23 protein-coding genes and 1 tRNA gene are annotated in these 24,882 nt (G+C 70.8%); 12 read left to right on the top strand and 12 right to left on the bottom strand.

The window, feature by feature from the left end:
* The first annotated feature begins 61 nt into the window (after window positions 1-61).
* Window positions 62-3,508 (top strand): sigma-70 family RNA polymerase sigma factor, encoded by a 3,447-nt coding sequence (locus ACFS27_RS09340; RefSeq protein WP_377182226.1) that lies wholly within the window; start codon window positions 62-64, stop codon window positions 3,506-3,508.
* Window positions 3,509-3,551: 43 nt separating this feature from the next.
* Here ACFS27_RS09340 and upp read toward each other — a convergent pair whose 3' ends face one another.
* Window positions 3,552-4,187 carry a uracil phosphoribosyltransferase gene (gene upp, locus ACFS27_RS09335; RefSeq protein ID WP_377182224.1) on the bottom strand — a complete coding sequence of 212 codons (636 nt, stop codon included), beginning with the start codon at window positions 4,185-4,187 and terminating at the stop codon, window positions 3,552-3,554.
* Between the two features lie 188 nt (window positions 4,188-4,375).
* Here upp and ACFS27_RS09330 point away from each other — a divergent pair, with 188 nt between their 5' ends.
* Window positions 4,376-4,810 carry a nucleoside deaminase gene (locus ACFS27_RS09330; RefSeq protein WP_377183665.1) on the top strand — a complete coding sequence of 145 codons (435 nt, stop codon included), beginning with the start codon at window positions 4,376-4,378 and terminating at the stop codon, window positions 4,808-4,810.
* Between the two features lie 10 nt (window positions 4,811-4,820).
* Here ACFS27_RS09330 and ACFS27_RS09325 read toward each other — a convergent pair whose 3' ends face one another.
* On the bottom strand, window positions 4,821-5,465 hold the full coding sequence (locus ACFS27_RS09325) for a hypothetical protein (RefSeq protein WP_377182222.1): 645 nt from the start codon (window positions 5,463-5,465) through the stop codon (window positions 4,821-4,823).
* Window positions 5,456-6,592 (bottom strand): L-histidine N(alpha)-methyltransferase, encoded by a 1,137-nt coding sequence (locus ACFS27_RS09320; protein WP_377182220.1) that lies wholly within the window; start codon window positions 6,590-6,592, stop codon window positions 5,456-5,458. The genes ACFS27_RS09325 and ACFS27_RS09320 overlap by 10 nt, the downstream gene beginning before the upstream one ends.
* Before the next feature lie 62 nt (window positions 6,593-6,654).
* Between ACFS27_RS09320 and ACFS27_RS09315 the strand changes: the two genes are divergently transcribed.
* Window positions 6,655-7,578 carry a Sir2 family NAD-dependent protein deacetylase gene (locus tag ACFS27_RS09315; protein WP_377182217.1) on the top strand — a complete coding sequence of 308 codons (924 nt, stop codon included), beginning with the start codon at window positions 6,655-6,657 and terminating at the stop codon, window positions 7,576-7,578.
* Window positions 7,579-7,667: 89 nt separating this feature from the next.
* Here ACFS27_RS09315 and ACFS27_RS09310 read toward each other — a convergent pair whose 3' ends face one another.
* Window positions 7,668-8,624, bottom strand: a complete 957-nt coding sequence (locus tag ACFS27_RS09310; RefSeq protein ID WP_377182215.1) for a transglutaminase-like domain-containing protein — start codon at window positions 8,622-8,624, stop codon at window positions 7,668-7,670.
* Between the two features lie 255 nt (window positions 8,625-8,879).
* Between ACFS27_RS09310 and ACFS27_RS09305 the strand changes: the two genes are divergently transcribed.
* The 3 genes from ACFS27_RS09305 (at window position 8,880) to ACFS27_RS09295 (ending at window position 11,026) form a co-directional block, all read left to right on the top strand.
* A complete protein-coding gene (locus ACFS27_RS09305) occupies window positions 8,880-9,938 on the top strand; it encodes an arabinan endo-1,5-alpha-L-arabinosidase (RefSeq protein ID WP_377182213.1) in 1,059 nt (352 codons plus the stop codon).
* Window positions 9,939-10,103: 165 nt separating this feature from the next.
* Window positions 10,104-10,421 (top strand): hypothetical protein, encoded by a 318-nt coding sequence (locus ACFS27_RS09300; protein ID WP_377182211.1) that lies wholly within the window; start codon window positions 10,104-10,106, stop codon window positions 10,419-10,421.
* A 2-nt stretch (window positions 10,422-10,423) separates the two neighbouring features.
* Entirely contained in the window at window positions 10,424-11,026 is a 603-nt protein-coding gene (locus ACFS27_RS09295; RefSeq protein ID WP_377182209.1) for a hypothetical protein, read from the top strand.
* Between the two features lie 192 nt (window positions 11,027-11,218).
* Here the strand turns inward: ACFS27_RS09295 and ACFS27_RS09290 are convergent, their stop codons facing one another.
* A complete protein-coding gene (locus tag ACFS27_RS09290) occupies window positions 11,219-11,932 on the bottom strand; it encodes a GntR family transcriptional regulator (protein WP_377182207.1) in 714 nt (237 codons plus the stop codon).
* Window positions 11,933-12,125: 193 nt separating this feature from the next.
* Here ACFS27_RS09290 and ACFS27_RS09285 point away from each other — a divergent pair.
* Window positions 12,126-12,212, top strand: a tRNA-Ser gene (locus ACFS27_RS09285).
* A gap of 132 nt (window positions 12,213-12,344) precedes the next feature.
* Here the strand turns inward: ACFS27_RS09285 and ACFS27_RS09280 are convergent.
* Window positions 12,345-13,196: a hypothetical protein gene (locus tag ACFS27_RS09280; protein WP_377182205.1), complete on the bottom strand. Its 852-nt coding sequence runs from the start codon at window positions 13,194-13,196 to the stop codon at window positions 12,345-12,347.
* Between the two features lie 468 nt (window positions 13,197-13,664).
* On the opposite strand from ACFS27_RS09280, the gene ACFS27_RS09275 reads away from it, so the two are divergent.
* Entirely contained in the window at window positions 13,665-14,588 is a 924-nt protein-coding gene (locus ACFS27_RS09275; RefSeq protein WP_377182203.1) for a S66 peptidase family protein, read from the top strand.
* A 73-nt stretch (window positions 14,589-14,661) separates the two neighbouring features.
* On the opposite strand, the gene ACFS27_RS09270 is transcribed toward ACFS27_RS09275, so the two are convergent.
* Window positions 14,662-15,516, bottom strand: a complete 855-nt coding sequence (locus tag ACFS27_RS09270) for an alpha/beta hydrolase (protein ID WP_377182201.1) — start codon at window positions 15,514-15,516, stop codon at window positions 14,662-14,664.
* 175 nt (window positions 15,517-15,691) lie between these two features.
* Here ACFS27_RS09270 and ACFS27_RS09265 point away from each other — a divergent pair, with 175 nt between their 5' ends.
* On the top strand, window positions 15,692-16,099 hold the full coding sequence (locus ACFS27_RS09265; RefSeq protein ID WP_377182199.1) for a carboxymuconolactone decarboxylase family protein: 408 nt from the start codon (window positions 15,692-15,694) through the stop codon (window positions 16,097-16,099).
* A gap of 37 nt (window positions 16,100-16,136) precedes the next feature.
* On the opposite strand, the gene ACFS27_RS09260 is transcribed toward ACFS27_RS09265, so the two are convergent.
* On the bottom strand, window positions 16,137-16,517 hold the full coding sequence (locus ACFS27_RS09260) for a winged helix-turn-helix transcriptional regulator (protein WP_377182197.1): 381 nt from the start codon (window positions 16,515-16,517) through the stop codon (window positions 16,137-16,139).
* Window positions 16,518-16,575: 58 nt separating this feature from the next.
* Here ACFS27_RS09260 and ACFS27_RS09255 point away from each other — a divergent pair, with 58 nt between their 5' ends.
* Window positions 16,576-17,562, top strand: coding sequence for an NAD(P)-dependent oxidoreductase (locus ACFS27_RS09255; protein WP_377182195.1), 987 nt, complete (start codon window positions 16,576-16,578; stop codon window positions 17,560-17,562).
* Window positions 17,559-18,458: an NAD(P)-dependent oxidoreductase gene (locus ACFS27_RS09250; RefSeq protein ID WP_377182192.1), complete on the top strand. Its 900-nt coding sequence runs from the start codon at window positions 17,559-17,561 to the stop codon at window positions 18,456-18,458. Before ACFS27_RS09255 ends, ACFS27_RS09250 begins: the two co-directional genes overlap by 4 nt.
* 72 nt (window positions 18,459-18,530) lie before the next feature.
* Here ACFS27_RS09250 and ACFS27_RS09245 read toward each other — a convergent pair whose 3' ends face one another.
* The 4 genes from ACFS27_RS09245 to ACFS27_RS09230 all read right to left on the bottom strand — a co-directional run bounded on the left by ACFS27_RS09245 (window position 18,531) and on the right by ACFS27_RS09230 (window position 23,543).
* Complete coding sequence (locus ACFS27_RS09245; RefSeq protein WP_377182190.1) at window positions 18,531-19,640, bottom strand: GDSL-type esterase/lipase family protein; 1,110 nt, start codon at window positions 19,638-19,640, stop codon at window positions 18,531-18,533.
* 1 nt (window position 19,641) lies between these two features.
* The gene (locus ACFS27_RS09240) at window positions 19,642-20,928 is read right to left on the bottom strand and encodes a glycosyltransferase (RefSeq protein WP_377182188.1); all 1,287 of its coding nucleotides are present in this window, start codon (window positions 20,926-20,928) and stop codon (window positions 19,642-19,644) included.
* Window position 20,929: 1 nt separating this feature from the next.
* Window positions 20,930-22,075: a glycosyltransferase family 4 protein gene (locus ACFS27_RS09235; protein ID WP_377182186.1), complete on the bottom strand. Its 1,146-nt coding sequence runs from the start codon at window positions 22,073-22,075 to the stop codon at window positions 20,930-20,932.
* 160 nt (window positions 22,076-22,235) lie between these two features.
* Window positions 22,236-23,543: a glycosyltransferase 87 family protein gene (locus ACFS27_RS09230; protein WP_377182184.1), complete on the bottom strand. Its 1,308-nt coding sequence runs from the start codon at window positions 23,541-23,543 to the stop codon at window positions 22,236-22,238.
* A gap of 109 nt (window positions 23,544-23,652) precedes the next feature.
* Between ACFS27_RS09230 and ACFS27_RS09225 the strand changes: the two genes are divergently transcribed.
* Complete coding sequence (locus tag ACFS27_RS09225; protein WP_377182182.1) at window positions 23,653-24,882, top strand: Nramp family divalent metal transporter; 1,230 nt, start codon at window positions 23,653-23,655, stop codon at window positions 24,880-24,882.

The following is a 24,882-nucleotide window of genomic DNA, read 5'->3' as shown; positions in this document are numbered from 1 at the left end:
AACCCCAAGCGACGCGGAACTGATCCTGCAGGTCAGATCAGGTGACCGCGACGCTTTTGGCGTGCTCTACGAGCGCCACGCAGGGGCAGCACGAGCGCTCGCGCGGCAGTACGTCTCACCAGCGGACGCCGACGATGTCGTCGCGGACGCCTTCAGCAAGCTGTTCGAGATGCTCCGTCGTGGCGCCGGGCCCGACACCGGGTTCCGTCCGTACCTGTACACCGTGGTGCGCCACCGGTCGTTCGACGTGTCCCGCGGCGCTGCGCGCACCCGCCCCAGCACGGACGACGAGATCGAGTCGGTGCTCGGCCGGGTCGCGTCGGAGGAGGACCCGGCGCTCGCCGGCTTCGAGCGCAGCGTGGTCTCCAAGGCCTACTTCGACCTCCCCGAGCGGTGGCGCGAGGTGCTCTGGTACGTCCTGGTCGACGACCTGAAGCCTGCGCAGGTCGCGCCGGTGCTGGGGCTCAGCCCCAACGGTGTCTCCGCCCTGCTCTACCGGGCCAAGGAGGCCCTGCGAGCCGGGTACCTGCAGCAGCACCTGACGCACGCGCCGTCGGACACCTGCCGCACGGTGAACCCCCTGCTCGGCGGCTACGTGCGTGACAGCCTGTCCAAGCGGGAGACCGCGAAGATCGACGAGCACCTCGCGACCTGCGGTACCTGCAGCGCCCTCGTGCTCGAGCTGCACGACGTCGCGCACGGCATGAAGACCGTCATCGCCCCGCTGGTGCTCGGTGCGGGCGGCCTCGCCCTCGTCGGGGCCGGTGCGCCGATCGGCGGCCTGTTCGCCGCGGCCAAGGCGGGCGCCGCGGCCACCAGTGCGCCGACGGCTACCGCGACGGTGGGCGCTGCCTCGACCGGCACGTTCTCTGGCGCGGTGTCGTCAGCGGTCTCGGCCACCGCCGGTGCCGTCTCAGCGACCGCCGGTGCGGTCGCATCCGCCGCTGCGGCCGCTTCGGGCGGCAGCATGGCGGCCGGAGCGCTGGCCGTCGCCGCCGTCACCATGGTCGCGGCGCTGCAGATCACCGCGCCGGCCGACGCGGAGCCGGTGCTCGCGGACAAGGTGATCACGACGCCGGACGGTCGGGAGCTGCCGGGCGTGGAGGACATCAACGGCAAGCCGGTCCTGCCGACCGACATCGAGCCCGGCGAGACCACGAGCACGTACCTCGTCGTCGAGTACGCGGACACCTCGAAGCCGCTGGCCGCACGGCAGCCCCAGCAGCTTGCACTCACCGTCAAGAACACCGGCGACACCCCGACGACGGGTACGCAGCTGGAGATCACGCTCCCCACCGGACTCACCGTGACGCGGCCGGACGGGCCGTTCGGCACGGGTGTCGGCGGCCGGCTGGCCGGCTCGGTGGAGCCGACCGAGGGTACGGAGGCGGGTGCTACCCCGCCTGCCGCTGCCACCGGAGCAGGCCCGGGCACGGCAGGCACGAGCGAGCCACGGTCCGACGTCGACGGCAGCACCGAAGCCGGCGCCGCCTCCGACGGCGAGACACAGGCCACGCCGAGCTCGTCGCCCAGCGCACCTGCCACCGTGGGGCAGATTCCGGACGACGGACCGGCCGCCTGCACGCCGACGGAGCAGGCGAACGTGCTGCACTGCTCGCTCGGCGAGGTAGCTCCGGGCCAGCACCACCACGTCGACGTGACCGTGCAGGCCAACTCCGGCGGCGACTACCCGGTCGGAACCGCGGTCTGGGCCGACGGCGTGGAGCGCCGCACGACCAACCTTCCGGGCCGCACGGTGGCGCCGTTCGGACCCGAGCTGTCCGCGGCGAGCGACGATGTCTCGCTCGCGAGTCCCGGTGTTGCCGCGCTCCCCATCCGGGTCACCAGCACGGGTGACCGGGCGGTGCCCGCCGGCTGGTCGGTCGAGGTGACGTTGCCCGAAGGCGTGAGGCCCACCGCCTGGCAGCACGAGCTGTCCTGCACCCCCGGGGATTCGTCGAACGTCTGGCGCTGCACGCCGCTCCCCGGGTCGGCCGCGGGCGCGACCGTGCTGGAGCCGGAAGTCACCCTGGACACCATGCTGAACATCACGACGGCGGCCGCCGCGCCGTCGGCGGGGCCCACCGTGCTGGGCGCCGCGAACCTGCGCCCGCTCGTCCCTGAGGGCAACTCGTACTCCGCCACGGCCACGCTGGCCGCGACGTCCGCCTGGGCGAATGCCAGTGCCGGCGTCAAGGACGTCGCCGCCTCCTGCCTCGCCAAGGGGGGAGCCGGCACCGCCAAGGCCGTCGTGACCGGTACCTATACCAACACGACGCAGCGCACGGTGCGCGTCGCGCTCGAGGCGGCCGGTGGCAGCGATTCCTCGGGCAAGGACGTGCCGCCTGGTGCGTCCACCCAGCTCACCGTGCCCGACGGTATGCGGGTCCCGTCCGGCCAGGCGGCCTTCGTGCTCGCCACGGTGGTGGACGGGCAGACCTACACGACCAGGGTGCCGGCCGGTGACCACAAGGGAGCGGACTGCTACTCGCCGTCGTGGACCACCGAGACGAGTGCGAAGACCTACAACGCGGGCGGCACCGTGGGCGTTGAAGGCACGGTGACCAACACGTCGGACGAGTCGATGACCGCCGTGATGGTCGTCCCGGTGGGTGACACCACCATGGAGTCCCCGGGTATTCCGGTGGCAGCCAATGGCACTGTGAGCTTCACGGTGAACACGAACCGCAAGCAGCTGGACGCAGGCGACGTCACCTTCCGGCTCTCGCGAGACGGGGTGGACTCCGACGGCGACCAGCCCGCCGACCCGGTCGTGCCCAAGGTCAACCCGAAGGCGCCCCACGGCGGGGCAAAGATCGCCCCGATGGCCGGCGAGGCTCCGGTGAATGCCGGGGTCTGTGAGTTCGACGTCGAGCAGGACCACTCGGTGCAGACCTTCGCCTTCACCGCTGACAACTCCGGATCGACCCTGCCCGTGAAGTTCCACGTGGGCGATCTGACCAAGACCGTGGCCGCCGGAGCGGTCGAGGAGATCCGGTTCCCGGTCGTGTGGGGTACCGAGACCGCCACCCTGGAAGCGGCGGGCAAGCAGCTGAGGACGATGCCCGTCTCGTTCGAGTCGTGCGCCCAGGTCTCCTGGCCGGAGTCCGTCACGGTCGACACGGCGGCGCAGTGCGCCGACCAGCGCGTCCTGCTCACCGCTACGGTGGCCAACGGGAGCGGTCGCGACTGGCTGGGCGTGCTGACCCGCGAGAGCAGCGGCGAGGTCGGGCCTGAGCAGCTGGTCGTTGCGGGACAGGCCACGACGCTCGAGCTCACGCGCGAGACCGCGATCAGCCGCGAGGGCAACGTCACCGTGCGGCTCACCCGTCAGCTCGAAGGTCGCGGGTACACGGTGGAGCGCTCGTTCTTCGTCGACGGCAAGGTGTGCGTCGGCAACGTGTGCGAGCCGAAGCCGGCGGCGAGCGCTGCCGCAGTGGCCGGGGCGCAGCTGCCGCGCTGGCCGTGGTTCGGGGAGTGCACCGACCCCACCGCCGACGAGGCGTGACGCCCTCGGCTCAGGCGATCCCCAGAGCGCCTGAGCCAGCGGCTCAGACGATGCCGTACAGGCGGTCGCCCGCGTCGCCGAGACCGGGCACGATGTAGGCCTTCTCGTTGAGTCGCTCGTCCACCGCTGCGACGACGACCGACAGGTTCAGACGGTCACCCACGTGCTCCTCGAGCGCCTTGATGCCCTCAGGGGCGGCCAGCAGGCAGACCGCCGTCACCTCGCGGGCGCCGCGCTCCAGCACGTAGTCGATCGCCGCGACCAGCGTGCCGCCGGTGGCGAGCATCGGGTCGATGAGGAAGACGTGCCGCCCGGTGAGGTCGTCGGGCAGGCGGTTGGCGTACGTGACGGCCTTGAACGTCTCCTCGTCACGTACCAGGCCCAGGAACCCGACCTCCGCCGTCGGCAGCAGCCTGCTCATGCCGTCGAGCATGCCGAGGCCGGCGCGCAGGATCGGCACCACGAGCGGCGGCGGGGACGCGAGACGGGTGCCCGTCATGGTGGTGACCGGCGTCTTGACCTCGTGCGGCTCGGTAGCGATGTCACGCGTGGCCTCGTAGGCCAGGAGCGTGACGAGCTCGTCGACCAGGAGACGGAAGGTGGGCGAGGCTGTGGTCTCGTCCCGCAGGACGGTCAGCTTGTGGGCGACCAGGGGGTGGTCGACGACGTGGAGGCGCATGGGCCCCACGCTACCGGGCACTGCCGGGCCGAGGCCGCGAGGCGCCTCGAAACGTTGCCAGTCCCACACCGTCGTCCCTCACCGAGTTGTCGGGCGTGTGGGTCACTAGGGTGACCTGTGTGTCTGACTGGTCAGCGGGACTGAGCGCCCTGAGCGTCGCCGAGCGCCGTGCGCACTGGGAGAGCTGGATGGACGCGGCCCTCGACGAGGCTCGCCGTGCCCTCGACACCGGCGACGTCCCGGTCGGCGCGCTGGTGCTCGACGAGGCGGGCCGGGTGATCGGCGTCGGGCACAACGAACGGGAGGCGACGGGGGACCCGACCGCCCACGCGGAGGTGCTCGCGATGCGGGCCGCCGCGGCGACCCGCGGCGAGTGGCGCCTGACCGGCTGCACTCTCGTGGTGACCCTTGAGCCGTGCCCGATGTGCGCGGGGGCGCTGGTGCAGGCTCGCGTCCAGCGGCTCGTCCTCGGCGCGTGGGACCCGAAGGCGGGCGCCACCGGGTCCGTCTGGGATCTGGTGCGCGACCAGCGTGCGCTCCACGAGGTCGAGGTGCTCGGCGGCCTGCGCGAAGCGGAGTGCGGGGCGCTGCTCCGGCAGTTCTTCGAGGTCCGGCGAGGCTGAGCCGAACCCGTCAGACCTGCGGCAGCGCGGAGTGCAGCTGGTCGAGCAGGGTACGCAGGCGGAGCAGGTACAGCCGTTCGTTCGCCAGGCTGGACAGGTTCGCGCCGGCGTCCTCGTTGTCCTGGTACTTGATGAGCATGAGCTCGAACTCCGTGAGGTCGCGGCGCCAGTTGTACCCCTGCACCTGCTCCCGCCAGCGGTGCAGCTGCCCGACGAGGGGGCTGTCGGGAGTCCTGCTGAGCACGCCCGAGGCGAGCGCTGCATCGACGGCGGACAGGGCGAGCCGAGGGCTGACCGAGAGCGCACGCCGGCCGCCGGTCCGCAGCCCGGCGAGGCGGCGTTCGACGATGGCACGGTTCTGCTGCAGCTCGAAGACCACGGAGGCGACCACCTCGGAGCGCCGCTCGGTCTCAGCGTTCTGCCGCTCCACGATCAGCCCGGTGACGCCGGCGAGCAGGGTCAGGGAGTTGACCCAGGGCTCCCACTCCGGGCCGACGCCGAGTATCCACAGGATGCCGAGCACGAAGGCGATGCCGAGCAGGGCATAGGTGGTCGCGGCGACGACGACGCGCCGTCGGCGGGCCCAGCGGCGGCTCGACCAGGCGACGCGAACCTGTCGCCGCAGCAGGCGCAGCCGCGGCCGCACTAGTTCCACACGTCGAACGTCGGCAGCTCGACGGGTGCGCTCTCGTCGTGGGCAAGGAGGCGTAGCTCCAGGCCGAAAGGGTTGTGGCGCTGGGTGTGCCGATACCGCTCGCGCTGTACGTGCGTGGTGCGCAGGCCGGCGCCGGCGACGAGCTGGTCGATGCGCTCCGTCGTGTACTTGCGGGTCGTGTACAGCCGGATGGTGTCCTGCGGCTTGAGGCGGATAGGACGGCTGCCTGGGATGAGCATCCGGATGGCCTCCGTGCCGACGTTCTGCCAGTACACCTTCAGCAGGATGCTCTCGTCCTCGACAGAGCCGGTGAACCGGATCTGCTCGAGGTCGATCTTGAGGTCCGTGTTGTAGCGGACGGCGCTCGCGACGAACTCGACGAACCCACGGGTCTGGCGGTACTCGGCCTCGGCGTCGTGCACGGCGGTGGGGGACAGGCTCTCCGTGGTCGCGAACTCCACGAGCATCCGGTCCTGGGGCCGCAGCACCCGGGCCACGCCCTTCAGGAACTCCATGTCGTCGTCGAAGTTGGCGACGGTGTTGCCGACCAGCGAGTAGAGGATCGACTCGTCGCCGACGAGGCGGTCGAGGAACAGCTTGAGCTCCTCGAGGTTGCCGTCCAGCGAGAGGTCGATCTGCAGGCCGAGGGAGCGGTCGAGGGGGAAGTGCGCGTCCCGGACCGCCGTGCGCGAGCCGGTCCGGAGCATCTCTGCGCTCATGTCGACGGGGATGTAGAGCATCGACGGGTGGGCGCGCCGCATCGTCTCGAGGAACATCCCGTCCTTGGCGCCGGTGCCGACGCCGAGGCTGACCAGGTGCACACACTCGTCCGTGACGAGCGGTGAGATGGTGCGCCACTGCCTGCGGAACATCTCGGTGCCGACCTTGATGACCATGTAGGTCGGGTCGTTCGAGGCGTTGAACCACGCGATGGTGGGGCCGATCCCCCAGTAGGCGTATCCAGAGGGGACGCGTTTGCCGTCGCCGGTGCTCGAGTGACCGTCGTCGAGGTACTGCGCCAGGGTGGCCAGCTTGTCGGACTGGTCCTCGCCGACGAGGGTCACGGACCACGCGAAGTCATCGCCGGCCAGGGTGCTGTCGATCCTTGATATCGCTGAGTCGCCCACGCGCTCCCCTTGTGCGTCGATGCAAAGAGATCCCAGGTTAGCGGGATGCCGCCTTGTGCGAAATGGAACACACAGCGGGGCCGACGGGCCACCGGCGACATACCCTCGTAAGCGTGTTCCCTCAAGCCCGACCCACCACGTGGAACCCTGAACCCGTCGACGTCGCCCGCACCACCGTGGACGACGCCGTCGAGGTGCTCACCGGTCTGCGGTTCACGGCGCTCACGGGCGCCGGGATCTCGACCGACTCCGGCATCCCCGACTACCGCGGACCCGACTCCCCGCCCCGCAGCCCGATGACCTATCAGCAGTTCGTGGGGGACGCGGAGTTCCGCAGGCACTACTGGGCCCGCAACCACGTGGGCTGGCAGCACGTGAACCGGTCGGTGCCGAACGCGGGGCACCGGGCGCTCGTCCGGCTCGAGGAGCGCGACATCCTCGCCGGGATCATCACGCAGAACGTGGACCTGCTGCACGAGGACGCGGGCTCGCGCAACGTCATCGACCTGCACGGACGCTATGACCGCGTGATCTGCCTCTCCTGTGGCCGGGTCATCTCGCGTACCCACCTCGCCGAGCGGCTCGACGCGCTCAACCCGGGCTTCCTCGAGTCGGTCGGCGATGTCGCGGACATCGAGATCGCGCCCGACGCCGACGCCGTGATCGAGTCCACCGCGCACTTCCGGCCGGCGCCCTGCGAGTTCTGCGGGGGAGTGCTCAAGCCGGAGATCGTGTACTTCGGCGAGAACGTGCCCCGCGAGCGGGTGGAGCGGGCGTTCGAGCTGGTGGACTCCGCAGACGCGCTGCTCGTCGCCGGCTCGTCCCTGACCGTGATGAGCGGCCTGCGGTTCGTGCGGCACGCCGCCACCGCCGGCAAGCCCGTGGTCATCGTGAACCGCGGGATCACCCGGGGCGACAGGTACGCGACGGTGAAGATCGAGTCGGGCACGAGCGACGTCCTGGAGGAGCTGGACCACCGCCTGTAGTCGGCTGTGGGCGCGATCGTTGTGCCTAAATCGGGCAGGTAGTCGCAACGATCACGCCCACGACGAACGACGGCGGGCGGCGGCAGGTGTCAGTGGGCGGCGAGGTCCGTGATGCCGGCGTGCCCCGTGGGGGACAGTGTCAGGACGCGTTCGCCCGGATGCAGCCGCACGTCCTCGCGGTACAGCTCGGCGAGCTGGTCGGCTGCCTCGTCGTCCCCGGCGTCGGCGGCGACGAGCAGGTAGGCGAGCTCGTCGGCGACCGCGTCGAACTCGGCGTCGGACGTATCGGTCCCCGGGAGGCCCGACTCACGGATCCAGGTGCCGACCTGCCGGCCGCCCGCCTCCTGGAGGTCCGGAGCGCCGAGCTGTGGCCCCCAGATGTCCCAGAGCAGCAGCTCGTCGCGGTGCCGGTGCGCCACCTCGAGCAGCACGTACTGCCGGACGAAGTCCTTGCCGGACAGGTGCGGCGCGTCCGGTCCGACACCGTACCTGTCCGCGTCGGCGGTACCGGCGCGGATCGCCAGCCACGCCTCGGCCGCCGTCTGGAACGGCGACTCGGGCCCGGTGGGCATGTCGTGGACGTCGAAGTCGAAGTCCTCCTGGCCGAGCTCCGGGTCGAACCGCACCCAGCGCTCGCCGTCCCAGCGTTCACCCACCACGTGGTCGCTGTTCCAGCCGGGCGTGAAGTACGTGGCGAACCCGATCCGGGACCGTGCGGGAATGCCGTGCGTGCGCAGCACACCGAGCGAGATCAGGGTGTGGTCGCGGCAGCATCCTGCGACCTGCTGCGCGAGCGTGCGCGGCCCGTCGAGCGGGGCACGCGCCTCGGCGGCGTCCAGGATCGACGTCAGCCAGCGCCGGTCCGGGTCGGCCTTCTGCGCTTCGGTGAGCGCTGGACCGTCGGCCCGGTAGTGCACGACGGCGGAGCACGCGAACCGGTGCAGCGCATCCGGTTCGGTGCTCAGCTCGCTGAAGAATCCAGCGTGGGTTCCTGGGTTCGAGTACGGACTGTGGTCCGAGTAGTCGAAGAGCGTGGGCGCGGGCATCGGTGTCCTCCCTCGGCGGTGTCGGAACACTACCGCGCGTTCGGCGGTATTCGACAGGTTAGTCGGGGCCGGGGCGTCGAGCTCCGTTCAAGGAGCGGGGAAACACCGATAGCGATCGCCTCTTGACGTGCCAATTCACCCGGATCACACTGTTCTACAACCTTGTAGAAGCCGGAGCGACGACGGTCCGGCCCCGAAATGTGAGCGCTCACAATCGGGCCCCGTCGCTGTGGCACGTACCGGACGGAGGCAACGATGCACCAGTTCCGAGCACGACCCACCCGCAGCACCCGGCGCCGACAGGCGACCATCGCGCTCCTCGTCGCCGCGGGGCTCGCGATCAGCCCGGCGGCGTCGGGCAGCACGGTCGCGGCAGGCGGCCCGGCCAGCGCTGCGGCGACTGCGACCGCGACCGCGGCGACCGCGCAGGCGGACTATCCCAACCCGGGTGTCGTCACCGGAAGCACCGGTGTGCACGACCCGGAGGTCGCCAAGTCACCCGCCGGCAACTACCTGCTCGCCCACACGGGCGACGGGATCACCCTGAAGACGTCCGCGGACCGCACCCAGTGGAACAACGCCGGCGCCGCCTTCCCGAACGGTGTCCCCTGGGCGCACACGTACACGAACGGCAGCAACCACGTCTGGGCGCCCGACATCACCTACGTCAATGGCCGCTACTACCTGTACTACTCGGCCTCGACGTTCGGCTCGAACCGCTCGGCGATCTTCCTTGCCACCAGCACGACGGGCGCCCAGGGCTCGTGGACGAACCAGGGACTCGTCATCGAGTCGCGGACGTCGGACAACTGGAACGCCATCGACCCGAACCTCGTCATCGACCAGTCCGGCCGCTGGTACCTCAGCTTCGGCTCGTTCTGGTCGGGCATCAAGATGATCAGGCTCGACTCCTCGACGGGCAAGCGGTCCGGGACCGAGTTCCACAGCATCGCGAGCCGGGGCGGCGGTGCCGTCGAGGCGCCGACCATCCACTACCGGAACGGTTACTACTACCAGTTCGTCTCGTTCGACACCTGCTGCCAGGGCGCGAACAGCACCTACCGCGTGATGGTGGGCCGCTCGACGTCGGTCACCGGTCCCTACGTCGACCGCGCCGGGACCCCCATGAACTCCGGCGGTGGCACGGAGATCCTCGCGAGCCACGGGAGCATCAACGGCCCTGGCCATCAGGCGGTGTTCGCCGACAGTGACGCCGACGCGCTGTTCTACCACTACTACACGGACAGCGGGGCGTCGCGGCTGGGCATCAACCTGCTGGCCTATGACTCCGCAGGCTGGCCGTACGTCTACTGACCGACGGAGCTCTGACGGCTGAGTGCTGGGCACGCGCGGGTTCTTGCCGCTGGTGCCCAGCACTCAGTTCGCTGGGAGTTGTTCAACAACCTAGATAGTTCTGTCGGACACCGCTAGCCTGGTTGTGCAGCGAGATCTGCCCGCCCGCGCCGGAGGATGACCGACATGGCCGAACCGACAGTGCAGCAGCAGCCCGTGGGGCACCGCCTCGGCCTGCTGGTCCGAGCGGTTCCCCGGCTCCGGCGGAAGGCCCGCACGGAGGTGGGGCCGCGTGATCACGCGCCTGACCTGGATCAGGCGCCGGTCCGAGCGGGGGTCCTCTCCCTGCACCTGGACCTCGTGGTCGTGGACGACGACGGCGCCGCTGCCGTCCTTGAGCGCGTCCTCGACGTCCTCCGCCCCGGCGACCGTGTCTACGTCGTGGGCCCTCCGGCGCCCGCGGAGCCGCGGGTGGACGACCGGCCCTTCACCATCTGGGCCTGATCGTGCCCGGCCCCGGCTGGATGCTGGACCGGCACGTGACCGTCGCGCGCGCAACCGTCGCTGCCGTCACCTACGGGCTGCTGGCCGCCGCGTTCGTGCTCGGCGTCCTGTGGTTCGTGCTGCCGGGGGAGCCGCGCTGGGAGCCGGCGGTCAACTCGCTGACGCTCGTGGCGGGCATGACCGGGCTCGTCGTGGAGCGGCTGAGCAGCGAGGCGGAACGACACGCTCAGGTGCTCGCCGCGATTCGCCGCGAGCTGGAGCGCAACCGGTCCGTCCTCGCGGACAACGAGTTCGCTCGGGCCGAGGACCACCGTCCACGGGCCGTCTTCGCGCGGCTCGCGGTCTCCGCCGTCGATGCGGCGCTCGTCTCGGGCGCGCTCGACCGGCGCAAGGACACCACGCTCGTGATCGGGCTGCACCGTTGGCGCGACACCGTCCAGGGATTCAACCGGCGACTGGACCTCACCGAGAACATGAGTGTGCTGGAACGGCAGTCGTCCGGGGACCGAGAGATCTGGGACGCGGCGATGCGCCTGCGGGGCGGGTACGTCTCGAACACAAGGCAGCAGCTGGACGAGCTGTTGGCGGTGCTGCCCGTGCGGTGAGCCTCGGGGTGGCGGTTGGAGCTGCGGCTGCGGCTGCGGCGCCGGGCGGGTGGGGGCGGGATGCGGTGCCCGGTGCCCGATGCCCGGTGCGGCGTCGGCCAGGCCCCCCTCCGCGGAGAAGGGTGCTCCGCGGGCTGTGTCACGCACCGTAGACAATGTGCACTGTCAGCAACACTGCACGTCGCCGAACTGTCAGGCAGGGTCGCCCGGTGTGCGTCGGGAGTACGCGGCTGCGACCGTCCGCTCCGACTGGACGAGGTACTCGTCGAGCTCCGCGGCGGCCGCCGCGCTGTCTCCGGCGAGGGTCATCTCCAGGATCCGCGCGTTGCGGGCCACGTAGGGGGCGTGCAGATACTCCGGGTTGGCGAGCAGGCCGAACGCGAGGCGCAGCTCCGCCGAGACGGTGGCATAGAGCCGGTCGAGGTGCTCGCTGTCGCAGAGGGCGACGATCCCGCGATGGAACTCCATGTTGGCCGTTCCGGCGGCCCGCCAGTCCTGCTCGTCGCGAGCCCGTTCGGCGCTCTCGACGGCCTTGCGCATGATGTCGGTCGCGGGATGACCGGGTATCGCGCCGCGCAGGGCCTGCCCCTCGATCATGCGGCGCACGCGGTAGATGTCCAGGATCGACGCGAGCGTCGGGACGGCCACCATCACGCCGGCGTGCGGACGCCGGACGAGCAGGTTCTCGTGCGTCAGTACCCGGAACGACTCACGGAGCGTGTTGCGCGAGACCGCCAGGGTCTCGGCGACGGCCTTCTCCGAGAGCCGCTCGCCCGGCCTGGCCTTGCCCGTGATGATCCACGAGCGGATCGAGGCCGCGGTGCGCTCGACGAGATCGCCGACCTTGGCCTCAGCGTTCTCTGCCGCAGTGTCGGAAACGGGTTCTGCGTCAGCGGTCGTCGCCATGAGGTCACTCTACGGTCGGGTGCGCGTCGCCGGATGAAGTGGCGCGGCCGGAGGATCTAGCAGGTCCGGTCGTCGGACAGCAGTCGGGCAAGGGGGCGCTCGCGGCCGTGCGACGGCGCCTTGGCGGTCGATTCGTGGAACCGGGCTTCGACCAGGTATCCTGCTACGGCCCGCTGCTGTTGTGGTGGGCAAAGGTAGCGTGTCCGAGCGGCCTAAGGAGCACGCCTCGAAAGCGTGTGTGGGTGAAAGTCCACCGTGGGTTCAAATCCCACCGCTACCGCACCCCGAGTGATGAACGAGCCCCCGACCAGCGCAAACGTTGGTCGGGGGCTCGTTCGTGGGTGCGCGCCCCCATTAACTCCCGTCTCCCTGGTTGGCGTCGGCCACACTGGCAGTCCGGACGTGCCGGCGATCACGCATCTGGCGCATCATCGTCGTGGGAGATGACTCGCGCAGGCAGCGTCGGGAACAGCACCGAGGGCCGTGGGATCGGGGCGTCAACCTCCAGTTTGGGCGGATCGACGACGAAGTCTTTAACGGTCCCGACCCGTCCTGCAGCCCAGCCCCACAGTTCCACGCCTACCACGGTCGGCCGGGCTTCGATGATGTATTTAAATGGAAGTTCCTGACGTTTCAGATCTGCGGTAGACCCATACTGGAATTTCGCGATCAGCCCGTGTTCGGTCAGTCCCCATACGGCATGGGACAGGAGTTCGTTCTTTGGGAGCGGTTCGGCTTCGTCCTGTACAGTGTCGATGAATTCCTCGAGGTCGAGCACCATTCGAGCATTGTCCCGCTGGTCAACGTCGCCGAGATTGATGTCGTCGCGCCCAGCGAGTTTGATCGCCCATTCCCGATAGAGAACGTAGTGAGCACGCAGTTGCAGTGAACTCATGCGCCCGATCAGGCTCGACCAGGTCACAGCCCGATCGTCGCGGCCACTGGGGGTACGGCTGCTAGCCAGAACGCCGCTGAGGTACTCCGCCATCAGTTCGTCATCGCTCAGCGTGCCGTCCTCCAGAACGCGATAGGCGACCCGCGGCGGCACCGATCCAGTGCGCCCTCGAGATTTGGCCTCCGCCTTGGAGAGTATTCGCGCGGCACGTGTGGCGCGCTGGCGCCCAACGGCCTGGCGGAGTTGCTCGCCATACTCGTCGGCGGCCGGTCCAAGTAGCCGGATCAGCAGATTGCTTGCGACTTTGGCCGACTCGTTCGCGTTCGCGTCAGCAGCTTTAGCGAGGCCACCAGCAATGATCGGGTCCATCTCGTCTCCTCGTCCGTTATGGCCGATTGTCCCTGGTTGGGTGCTCAAGCGCTCGGCCTGGAGGGAATCCGGCCGAGCGCTTGAGGTGGCTGGCGTCGGCCGCGAGCGGGCCCACCACCGGCCGCACCTGGTCTTGTCGAACGTTCGCCAACACCGCGCAATGCGACTGGCGATCGTGGTGCTGATGACCAGCACCGACAAGCCCTGGCCGACCCGCGTCGGGTAGCACCCGGCTCCTACGCGATCTGCGAGCAGCCACGCACCGTTTCCCTGGAACGTGTTACCCGCCACGACCCGACAGGACACGACACCACCGCCGTTGCTTCCATCCTCCGCACCCTGATCGACCCCACATAGCCTGAACTGACGATGCCAGCGGACCCGGCCTGGCGGGGATGTGCCTGGACATCCGCTTGACGATCTCTCTCCTGGGCAAGAACTCGCGCAGGCCCAGGTAAGGTCCCGCGCATGTCGCGACTCCCGCAGACTCGGTCCGACCTCTCCCGACCACAGAAGCTCGAGCCCGACGACGTGGTCGCGCTCGTCTCACCGGCCAGCTGGAGCGAGGAGTCGTGGCTCGAGGAGAGCATCGCGACCATCGAGTCGTGGGGGTTCAGGGCGCGCGTCGGACGGCACGCCACCGACCGGCTCGGGTACCTCGCCGGTGGCGACCGTGAGCGCGCCGCAGACCTCAACGCCGCGATCCAGGACCCGGAGGTCAGGGCCATCCTGTGCCTCCGAGGCGGTTGTGGAAGCCTCCGACTGCTCGCAGACGTCGACGCCGATGCACTCCGGGCGGACCCCAAACCGATCATCGGGTTCAGCGACATCACCGCGCTGCACCAGGTGTGGCACCGGGCCGGCGTGCCGTCGGTCCACGGCGCCGTTGCCGGGACTCGTAGGGACACCGTCCGGCAGCTGCTGGTCGGCGAGCGTTGCGAACCGGTGCGCAGCGACCGCGGCCAGTTCGGCGCTGAGCTCACCACCACCGGCACGGCCGCCGGGCCGTTGTTCGGTGGCAACCTCGACATGCTGGCCCGCGGCGTCGGCGTCGTCGACAACGACCTCGAGGGCCATGTGCTGCTTCTCGAGACTCACCGGGAGGTCGGGCTTGGGATGGTCGACCGCGCAGTGACCCAGCTGCTGCTGTCGGGCACGCTCGCGGGAGTCTCGGGTGTCGCGGTGGGGACGCTGGAGGGTTTCGAGGACTACCGGGACCGGGAGTGGACCGTCCTGGACGTCCTGCACGAGCGCCTTGGCGTGCTCGGAGTGCCTGTCCTCGGCGGGCTGCCGCTCGGGCATCTCGAGAGCCCGGTGTCCGTACCGCTCGGCGTCGACTGCGTGCTCGACGCGGACGCGGGGACGTTGACCGTCGCCCAGCTGACCGCCTGACCTGCGGTCGAGGGGTCTGGCGTGCCGGCTGTCCACAGGACCACCGACACCCTGTGCACCGCGCCGAACCAGCTCAGCCCTGAGGGGTGCGCCAGAGCCACCGCAGCGCGTCCGGCAGGAGGACGCCGGCGTGGTTGGGACTGTGCCCGCCGTCGCCGAGGACGAGCCGGAGGTCGTAGCCGGCTTCGGTGAGGGCTGCGGCGACCCGCAGGTTCTCCGCGAGCCAGTTGTGATCGGGCTCGTTCCAGCGCAGATCACGGTGACCGGCCTGCATGAAGATCCGGAGCGGTTTGCGCAGCGTCGTGTGGATCAGTGCGGGGTAGTTGTTGCCGCCTGGCAGCTGAGTGAAGCTGGACAGAAAGCCGGCCACCCGACGAAACCGGTCCGGGTGGTGCCAGGCGACGGTCAGGGCGCAGTTTCCGCCGCTGCTGCCGCCGACGATGCCCCAGCGTTCCGGGTCGTCGCTGACGGCGAAGCGCCGTCGGACCTCGGGGATGATCTCCTCGAGGAGGAAGGCGCCGTACCGGCCGTCGAACGCGTCGTACTCGGCGCTGCGGTTCGTGCGGCCGGTGGGATCCTCGATGCTCTCGAAGACGCCAGGATCGACGAACACACCGATCGTGACCGGGATGTCGCCGTGGTGGACGAGGTTGTCCAGGACTATCCCGCCGCGCACGTCGCCGTCGGGGTCGAGGTACCACCAGCCGTCCTGGAAGAGCACCAGCCCGGCAGGTTCGGCCGGGTTGTAGGCGGCAGGCACGTGGATCCAGACCTTCCGGGTCGTCCCGGGGTACACCGTGCTGTCCCAGCACAGCTCGACCGTGAAGCCGCGCAGGACACCGGGCCGGCGGGCCGAGTCGGGCCCGTACTCGTACCGGACGTCCTCCTGATCCAGCGGGAGCGGCACAAAGGGAACGTATGCGGGCACACGGCAAGCGTAGGCCGGTCGTCGTCCGCGGGGGAATAACCCATGGTGACCTGCGTAGATGTCTTGCGCGCGCACCCGGTCATGGGCTGGACTTGGACCGCGCCCACCGGCGCTTGCTCCTGCGTCACTGATCGAGCACCACACCCCATGCCGGCAGCTCAGAAGGAGAACCACGATGACGGAGAACGAGACCCTGCGCGCGGAACGATTCGCATTGGGCCAGGCGGTCCTGGATACCGTGCACGGGGACGCCGGCCACGGGGTCATCGACTCCCTCGCCGACATCGCCCCAGAGCTCGGCCACCAGATCGTCGCGTGGGGCTACGGGGACATCTACTCCCGACCCGAGCTGGAGCCGCAGCAGCGTCAGCTCGTGACCCTCGGGATGCTCACCGCGCTCGGCGGGTGCGAGCCGCAGCTCGAGGTGCACGTCGACGCATCGCTCAACGTGGGCCTGACCCCGCAGCAGATCATCGAGACGTTCCTCCAGAGCGCCGTCTACTGCGGTATCCCGCGGGCCCTGAACGCCGTAGCGATCGCCAAGAAGGTGTTCGCCGAGCGCGGTCTGCTGCCCCTGGCCTGACTCGTGCCCCGCGGCCCTGGCGTCCCGTCGATCCGGGTCAGGGCCGCGGGAGAGCCGCCGCGTCGCGGTGCTCGACCAGGTCCGAGCGCTCCCGCCGGAGCCGGTCGACACCCCAGGCGCCGAGCGGTGCCAGAGCGGTGTTGAGGGTGTGGCCGTGCTCCGTGAGCGAGTACTCGACGCGCGGCGGCACCTCGGCGTGCACCTGACGATGCACGAGGCCGTCCGCCTCCATCTCGCGCAGGTGCTGGGTCAGCATCTTCTCGCTGACGCCGGGGAGCCCGCGCCGCAGCTCCGCGAACCGGCGCACGCCGTGCTCGTCGAGCTCCCAGAGGATCAGGCCCTTCCACTTGCCGCTGACGACGTCGAGCGCGGCGTCGATGCCGCAGATGTACGGGCCGCTGCGGGGTGCCTTCGTCATCATGCTCCTCCCACGTACCAATTGGTAAGTACCCCAGTAATTAGTGGGTACTTCCCTGATGCTACGTCGCCCGCAGAGCATGGGGAGGTACCCACCTACCGAGGAGTTCTTGATGACCCAGCCCGAAGGCACCGGCGTCACGGTGCTGGGCCTGGGCGCGATGGGTAGCGCCCTCGCCGCCACCCTGCTCGACGCCGGTCACGCCGTGACCGTCTGGAACCGCACCCCCGACCGGGCCGCCGAGCTGAGCGCGCGGGGCGCCGAGGCGGCCTCGGCCGTAGGCGCTGCCGTCGACGCCCACCGCCTGGTCGTCGCCTGTCTCCTTGACCACGCCTCCGTGCACGAGACCCTCGACCCGGTGATCGCAGGAATGCGGGGCAGCTCGCTGGTCAACCTGACGACCACCACACCGAACGAGGCGCGTGAGCTGGCCGCGTGGGCGGCAGGGCACGGCGTCGGCTACCTCGACGGCGCGATCATGGCCACCCCGCCGATGATCGGCGCCCCGGAGGCCTCGATCCTGTACAGCGGCTCCCGGCCTGTCTTCGACGCCGCACGTCCGGTGCTCGACCGCTGGGCGACGAGCACCTACGACGGCGAGGACAGCGGTCTGGCCTCGCTCTTCGACCTGGCGATGCTCTCGGGCATGTACACCATGTTCGCCGGCTTCCTCCACGGTGCCGCGATGGCCGGCACCGGCGGCATGAGCGCCACCGATTTCGCGGCGCGTGCCACACCGTTCCTCAGCGCGATGACCATGGGGTTCGCGCTCGACGCCACGGTGATCGACGGCGGCGACTACACCGTCCCCGGTCAGCAGAGCCTGGAGTTCACCGACCTCAGCCACAGCCACATCGTTCGGGCGAGCGAGGAGCAGGGCGTCAACCCCGCCCTGATCGCCGCGGTGCGGGAGCTGATCAGCAAGCAGATCGCCGCGGGACGCGGGGCCGAGGGCTCCGCAAGGCTCTACGAGAGCTTCCGGGCCGACAGCACCGACAGCACCGACAGCACCGACAGCACCGACCGAGTGGAGATCCTTCGATGAGCACACCAGTCACCCTCATGGGCCTCGGCCCGATGGGCCAGGCCATGGTCCACTCCCTGCTGCGCGAGGGGCACCCGGTCACCGTCTGGAACCGGACACCGAGCCGCGCCGCCGACGTCGTCGCGGCGGGCGCGACCCTCGCCACCACACCCGCCGAGGCCCTCGCCGCGAGCAAGCTCGTGATCCTGAGCCTCACCGACTACCAGGCGATGTACGACATCCTCGGCCCGGCAACCGAGGCGCTCGCGGGCCGCACGCTCGTGAACCTCAGCTCGGACTCCCCGGACCGTACCCGTGCGGGCGCCGCGTGGGCCGAGGAGCACGGCGCCGGCTTCCTCACCGGCGGCGTCATGACGCCCGCGCCGATGGTGGGCACCGAGGCGGCGTACGTCTACTACAGCGGCCCTGCGGAGCTGCTGGAGGCCGACCGGGAGACCCTGGCGGTGATCGGCACACCGCAGTATCTCGGCGAGGACCCCGGGCTGGCTCAGCTCATGTACCAGGCCAACCTCGACGTGTTCCTCACCTCGCTCGCATCCCTCCTGCACGCCACAGCGCTGCTCGAGTCGGGCGGGATCAGGGCGACGAGCGCGATGCCCGAGCTGATGCGGACCTTGGCCGGGATCTCCGAGATGCTCGAGGTGGGTGGGAACCCCGGCGTCGAGATCGAGGCCGGGGAGTATCCCGGCGATCTCAGCACGGTCACCATGATGGGCGCGACCGCCGACCACGTCGTCGCCGCCAGCGACGCGGCGGGTGTGGACAGCGGCCTGCCCGCCGCGGTCCAGGCGTACTACACCTGGGCCCGGGACAACGGGCACGGGAGCGACAACTGGACCCGGATCATCGACGCCATGCGGCCGCAGGGCGGCTCCGGCGCAACGTCGGCGGCCTGAGGCGTCGCGAACGCGGGCCCGGCGCACCGGGCCCCGCGGCGCGCGCCACGGTGTGACCGCCGGACGATCCGGTCAGCCCCTGCCGATCCGACGGCGGGGGTCCAGGCCGGAGTCGGCGAGGCTCGTCACCATGCCGCCGGGCGTGAACGCCCGTTCCGCCCGCAGGTCGTGGACGACGGCCCGGAGCAGGCCAGGGAGGAAGTCCCGCCCCCTGCGTACGCACCAGGGCAGCCCTGCCCTGAGGAGCCAGACCAGCCGTTCCGAGGCCGACGGCGGGTCGGGCGCCGCGGGAAGCCGGGCGGCGAAGGCTTCGACCCGCGCCGCGCCGTCGGTCCCGGCCGCGCCCTCGGCAGGTGAGGACGGGGCTGTGTCCGTGACAGAGGTGGTCACGGACACAACCCCGTTCTCGTGCTCCGGAGACAGCCGAGCGAGGGCGCTCGCAGCGGCCAGCGCCAGTCCGCGGTGCCCGGCCGGCGACGGGTGCACGCGGTCGATGTGCCAGGCCTTGGCACCGGACGGGGCGATCGCTCGTGCGGCGTCCACCACGACCACCCGCCCGGACGTCGGGCTCGGTCGATCGCTCCAGCTCCGCGCCGATGCCGGTCCCGCGCCTCGAGACCGGTCCAGCGGTGGACCGGCCGGCGAGCATCCGGCCGGTCCCGGTGCCATCTCGTCGCACGGGACCGACGTCGTGGCCGGCTCACCCGACCGGACGGCTGCAGCGACCTCGTCGACCGCCGCGTTGACCAACGCGACCCGACGCCGCATGACGTGCCGCACGAGGCGCGGGCTGATCTCGAACAGGCCGATCAGGGGGAGCCGGACGAGCACGACGTCGGCGCCGGCGCGGCACAGCTCGGTGACGCACCGCTGCAGGTCCATGAGCGTGAGCCGGGCGTCGAAGTCGCTGCGCAGGACGTCGTTGCCGCCGACGAGCACGGTCGCCAGCCGCGGCCGCAGTGCCAGCGCGGCATCGAGCTGCTGACCGACGACGTCGTGGGAGCGGGCGCCGCTGCTGGCGAGGTTCGTGAACGCCTCCACCCCGAGCACGGCGGCGAGGTGCGCCGCCCAGCCGGAACCGTGCACGGCGTCGGGCCCGACGGTGTCCCCAACGCCCACGGTGATCGAGTCGCCGAGGGCAACCAGTCCGAAGGAGCGCTCACGTCCCGCCGGCGGCGTCATCTCACCGTCGCCCCACAGGGCCCACGTGGATCGGGTCCGTCGGGTCGGCGGCTACCGGGGCGGGTCGTGGGCGTTCGAGGCGGGCCAGCTCCGGGAGCACGGGGTCGGGGGTCAGGTCGAAGGCCTTGCGGGAGTGCAGCTCGATCATCGCGTCGCCGGTGGCGCTCCAGGGGAAGAGCTCGGCCCGGGCCCGGGCAGCCTTGCGGCGCCCGTCCACGTCCCGGTCCAGCACCTCGTGCAGCGCCAGGGCGAGCGCCGCGGCGTCCGGCGCGGCGGCGGCGCCGGCTGTGCCGACCACCTCGGGCAGGGCGCTCGACGAACTGCAGACGACCGGTGTCCCGGACGCCAGCGCCTCGAGCGCCGCGAGCCCGAACGTCTCGATCGGCCCGGGCGCGACCACGACGTCGGCGCAGGTCAGCAGGGTTGCGAGGCGGTCACGGTCCGGGATGAACGAGAGGAACCGGTGCGGCAGGCCCGCGACCTCCGCCCGATGGCGCATCTTCTGCAGGAGCGGTCCCGAGCCCGCGACGACGAGGCGCACGGGGCGCCCGTCTCGCATGAGCTGCGCTGCTGCGTCGACGGCGAGGTCCGGCCGCTTCTCGGCGGACTGACGGCTCGCGAGCACGATGAGTGCCGTGCCGGGCGGCGCGTACTGGGCGCGGGCCGCGTCCGAGTACCGGTCGGGGCGGAACCGCTCCAGGTCCACGCCCAGCGGCACGCGGTACAGCGGCGGGAGCGTGGCCGCCCGGGTGCGGGCGGCCAGGCGCTCCACCTCGCCCGCTGCGAACTGGGTGGTGGCCACGAGGCGGTCGAACCGGGTGAGCGTTGCGAGGTTGTACCGGTCGGCGAGTGCCGGCGCCACCGCGGCGCCGAGCGCCGCCGCCTGACCGCCCGCCGCCGCGCCGGGGATCCAGGACCGCAGCACGCCGTCCACGCGCTCGTGCAGCATCATGAGCGACGGGATGCCTGACTCGCGGGCCCAGTCGCCAAGGCCTGCGAGGGTGGTGCGGTCGCTCACCTCGAGCCGGTCCGGCGCGAGCGTCTCGAGCAGGCCGCGCATCTTGCCCGGCTGGACCACCGCGCGGTACCCGCCGGAGAACGGCACGAGCGGCGCCGCGAGGCTGACGACCCGGACGCCGTCCACGAGCGCTACCCCGTCCCGCTTGCTGGGCACGACGAGCACAGGTTCGTGCCCCCGGGACAGGTACTGCCCGGCCATGGCGTGCATCGCGGTTCGGATACCCCCGGAGCGAGGGCTGTAGAAGTTCGCGACGTGGACGATTCGCAAGTTATACCTCCGCTGAGCCGGCTCTCGCGTGCACCCGGATCGCGTCGTCGTAGTGCCCCATGAGCTCGGAGCAGATGTCGTGCCACGTGCGGCCCTCGGCTCGCTCGCGTGCCGAGGTGCCGAAGGCGCGCCGCTTGCGTTCGTCGCCCACCAGGTCGGCGACGCGGGCGCGGAGCGCTTCGTGGTCACCTGGAGAGTACAGCCAGCCGTCGTGGGAGTGCCTGACGATGTCCAGCGGGCCGCCGGCCGCCGGCGCCACCACCGGAACCCCGCTGGCATGGGCCTCCTGCAGCGTCTGACCGAAGGTCTCCAGCTCGCCCGGGTGGACGAACACGTCGAGGCTCGCCATCGCACGCGACAGCTCGGGTCCGCGCAGCAGCCCGGTGAAGTGGGCGGCAGGAAGGATCTGCCGCAGGTCCTCCCGCTCGGGTCCGTCGCCGACGATCACGAGGCGCACGCCCGGCAGGTTCTGCACCACGCGCAGCGCCTCGACCTGCTTCTCGGCCGCGAGGCGGCCCACGTAGCCGACGAGGATGTCGCGGCCTGCGCCGACCTTGCGGCGCCACGCCTCGTCCCGGAACCGCGGGTGGAACACCTGCGTGTCGACCCCCCGCCCCCACAGCCGCAGGTTGGGGATGCCGTGCTGCTCGAGCTGGCGCATGGTCGCGCTGGACGGCGCGAGCGTCATCGTCGCCCGTTCGTGGATGTCCTTGACCCGCTTCCACAGCAGCGGTTCGAAACCGCCCAGGCCGTAGCGCGCGGCGTAGCCGGGTACCTCGGTCTGGTAGACCGCGACGCTCGGCAGCCCCAGCCGCTCGGCGGCGAGGATGCCGCGCCAGCCGAGGATGAACGGCGATGCCAGGTGGACGACGTCGGGCGCGAACGTCGCAAGGGTCCGCTCGGTGCGCCACTTCTTGCCCACGACGAGCCGGACGTCCGGGTAGCCGGGAAAACCGATCGAGCCGAGCTCGACGACCGGGGCGCCGCTGACGAAGGGCGGGACATGACCGATGGAGGCGTCGGCATCGGGCGCGAGGACCATGGCCTGGTCCCCTCGCTCATGCAGGTGCTCGAGAACCCGCAGGACGGAATTGGTGACCCCGTTGACCTGCGGGAGGAAACTCTCCGCAACGATGGCTACTCGCACGTTACGAACCTGCCGGTCGTCGATGTCCGGACGAAGTCTTCCGTGCGGCGAGTCGGGGAACGGGTGGCGTCGAGACGGTTACCGCTACACACGATGTCACGTTCCTGACCGTAGCGGAGCCACCAGGTCCCTGGCATGGGGAACACCCCTGAACAGACCCTTAGTCTGCGCTGTGGACCGGCTGACGGCTCCGGACCACCTGGACGAGCCGTATGACCGCTCCGACGAGCAGTGCCACGAGCAGCGCGTTGCGCACGGCGCCCACTGTCGTGGCCAGCGGCCAGCCGCCGAGGAACTCGCCGTACCGGAGCGGATAGAGCTCCATGGTGAGGCGTGCGACGAGGAGGGTGCCGAGAGCGGGCAGGAACCAGGTGCGGCGGGTGCCCTGGCTGCGGCTGCCGAGGGCGATCGCAGCGGCCATCGGCGGCCCGATCCATGCGATGAACTGCGGCGATCCCACCTTGTTGAAGACGATGAGGGCCAGCAGCTCCGCCGCGGCCCCGAGGAGGAGGACGTCGCCGACACGGTCCGGCCGGCGCCGGGCGGCCCACCAGGTGAGCGCCGCGAGCAGGACCGCGGCCACGGGGAGCGCGACGTCGAGCGCCTGCGCGACGGCGTCGGCACCCTCGCCGAGCACCTCGTAGGTGTAGATGACGTCGTCGTACTCGACCTGGACCGAGGAGTCCCAGAGCCTGGCCACGGTGAACGGGGTGGCGGCGACGGCCTCGACCTGCAGCTGGCGGTCGCCCTGCTCGCCGAACACGTCGAGCACGTTGTCCTGCCCGCCGCCCGCGAAGGCGACGCCGACGACCACCGCGCACACCGCGGCGCCGGGTAGTACGACGTTGCGCAGGAACGTCTTGGCGTTCGACGCCGTCGCGGCCAGCGCGAGAGCTACCGCGCCAGGGGCGATCTTGATCCACGCGCCCACGGTGGCCAGCGTCATCGCGAGCGCGGGCCGGCGGGACGCGACGAGGAGCGCGACGAGGATGATCGGTGCGAGCAGGCCGTCCAGCCGGCCGATCCAGATGGGCCCGAGCGACACGAGGAAGGCCAGCCAGAACCAGACGGCGGCGCGGCCGTGGGGGCGGGCCCGGCCGAGCAGCAGCACCGCGATGGCGTTGGCGGCCGTCACGAGGCCCATCCAGACCCAGTAGTAGCCGTGCGTCGAGTCGGCGAACAGTGCAGGGATCGCCATGGGCGCGAGGGCGCCGATCGGGTACACCCAGTCGTAGTTGAAGACGGGCCACCACCCGACGTCCATGCCGTTGCGGACCCACCACTCGTACAGGTTCACGTCGCCGAAGATCTGCTGCTCGAAGACCCAGGCCTGCAGGATGATCCAGGCGTGAGCCAGGACGAACCCGAACCACAGGGCCGGCCAGGAGGAGAGCACACGGGTGACGGACCGCAGGATGTCCTTGCCCACGGCCTTGGGCGTTGTCGAAATGTCTGACGCGCTCGGCACGGCCACATCCTTGCACTGATCCGGGACAGCGTCGGCGACCGGGCGGCAAGCGTGCGAATTCGGGCGTCCGCGCGCTAGAGTTCGGGTACCCGAACTTTCTGGAGAACAGATGACCCGCACCGTCGCAGGGCCTCGTGCCGGCCGCACCCGCCTCATCGTCCTGCTGGGCCCGGCCTTCGTCGCGGCCATCGCCTACGTGGACCCGGGCAACGTGGCCGCGAACCTCACGGCAGGGGCCCGGTTCGGCTACCTGCTGGTCTGGGTGCTCGTCGCGGCCAACGCGATGGCAGTGCTCGTGCAGTACCTGTCGGCCAAGCTCGGCGTGGTGACCGGCAGGTCGCTGCCGGAGGTGCTGGGGGAGCGGCTGTCCCGCCCTGCCCGCCTCGCGTACTGGGTGCAGGCCGAGATCGTGGCGGCGGCGACCGACCTCGCGGAGGTGATCGGCGGTGCCATCGCGCTCCACCTGCTGTTCGGCGTGCCGCTGGTGCTGGGCGGGATCATCACGGGAGTGGTCTCGCTCCTGGTCCTGGCGGTGCAGCAGCAGCGAGGGCAGCGGGCCTTCGAAGGCGTCGTCACGACGATGCTCGCGGTGCTCACCGTCGGTTTCTGCGCGGGGCTGTTCTTCTCCCCGCCCGACCCGGCGGCCATGCTGGCCGGCCTGGTGCCCCGTCTGGCCGGTGCGGACTCGGTGCTCCTGGCGGCCTCCATGCTCGGCGCCACGGTGATGCCGCACGCCATCTACCTGCATTCCTCGCTCGCCAGGGACCACCTGCACGCTCCGGCGACGTCGACGCCACGGATCCTGCGCGCCACGCGGATCGACGTCGTCCTGGCGCTGATCCTGGCCGGGAGCGTGAACATCGCGATGCTCCTGCTCGCGGCAGCCAACCTGCCAGGCAGGGAGGGGACGGACACCATCGAGGGTGCGCACGCCGCCATCGCGGGTGCGCTCGGGCCCGTGGTGGGCGTGCTGTTCGCCGTCGGGCTGCTGGCCTCGGGGCTCGCATCGACGTCCGTCGGCGCGTACGCGGGGGCGGAGATCATGTCCGGCCTGCTGCGGGTCCGCGTCTCGCTGCTCACCCGCCGCGTGGTCACGCTGCTGCCTGCGATCATCCTGCTGATGACCGGGATCTCGCCCACCTGGCTCCTCGTGGTCAGCCAGGTGGTGCTGAGCTTCGGCATCCCGTTCGCGATGATCCCGCTCGTGCGGCTCACGCGGGACCGCGAGCTGCTCGGCGAGCACCGCAACGCGCTGACCACCCAGGCGCTGGCCTGGGTGGTCGCGGGGGTGATCGTCGCGCTGAACGTCACGCTGCTCTACCTCACCTTCGCGAGGTAG

Origin of the sequence: Promicromonospora vindobonensis, from assembly GCF_042685865.1 — a bacterium.
Classification (GTDB): Bacteria; Actinomycetota; Actinomycetes; order Actinomycetales; family Cellulomonadaceae; genus Promicromonospora; species Promicromonospora vindobonensis.
This window is presented reverse-complemented; position numbering and strand designations above follow the sequence as displayed.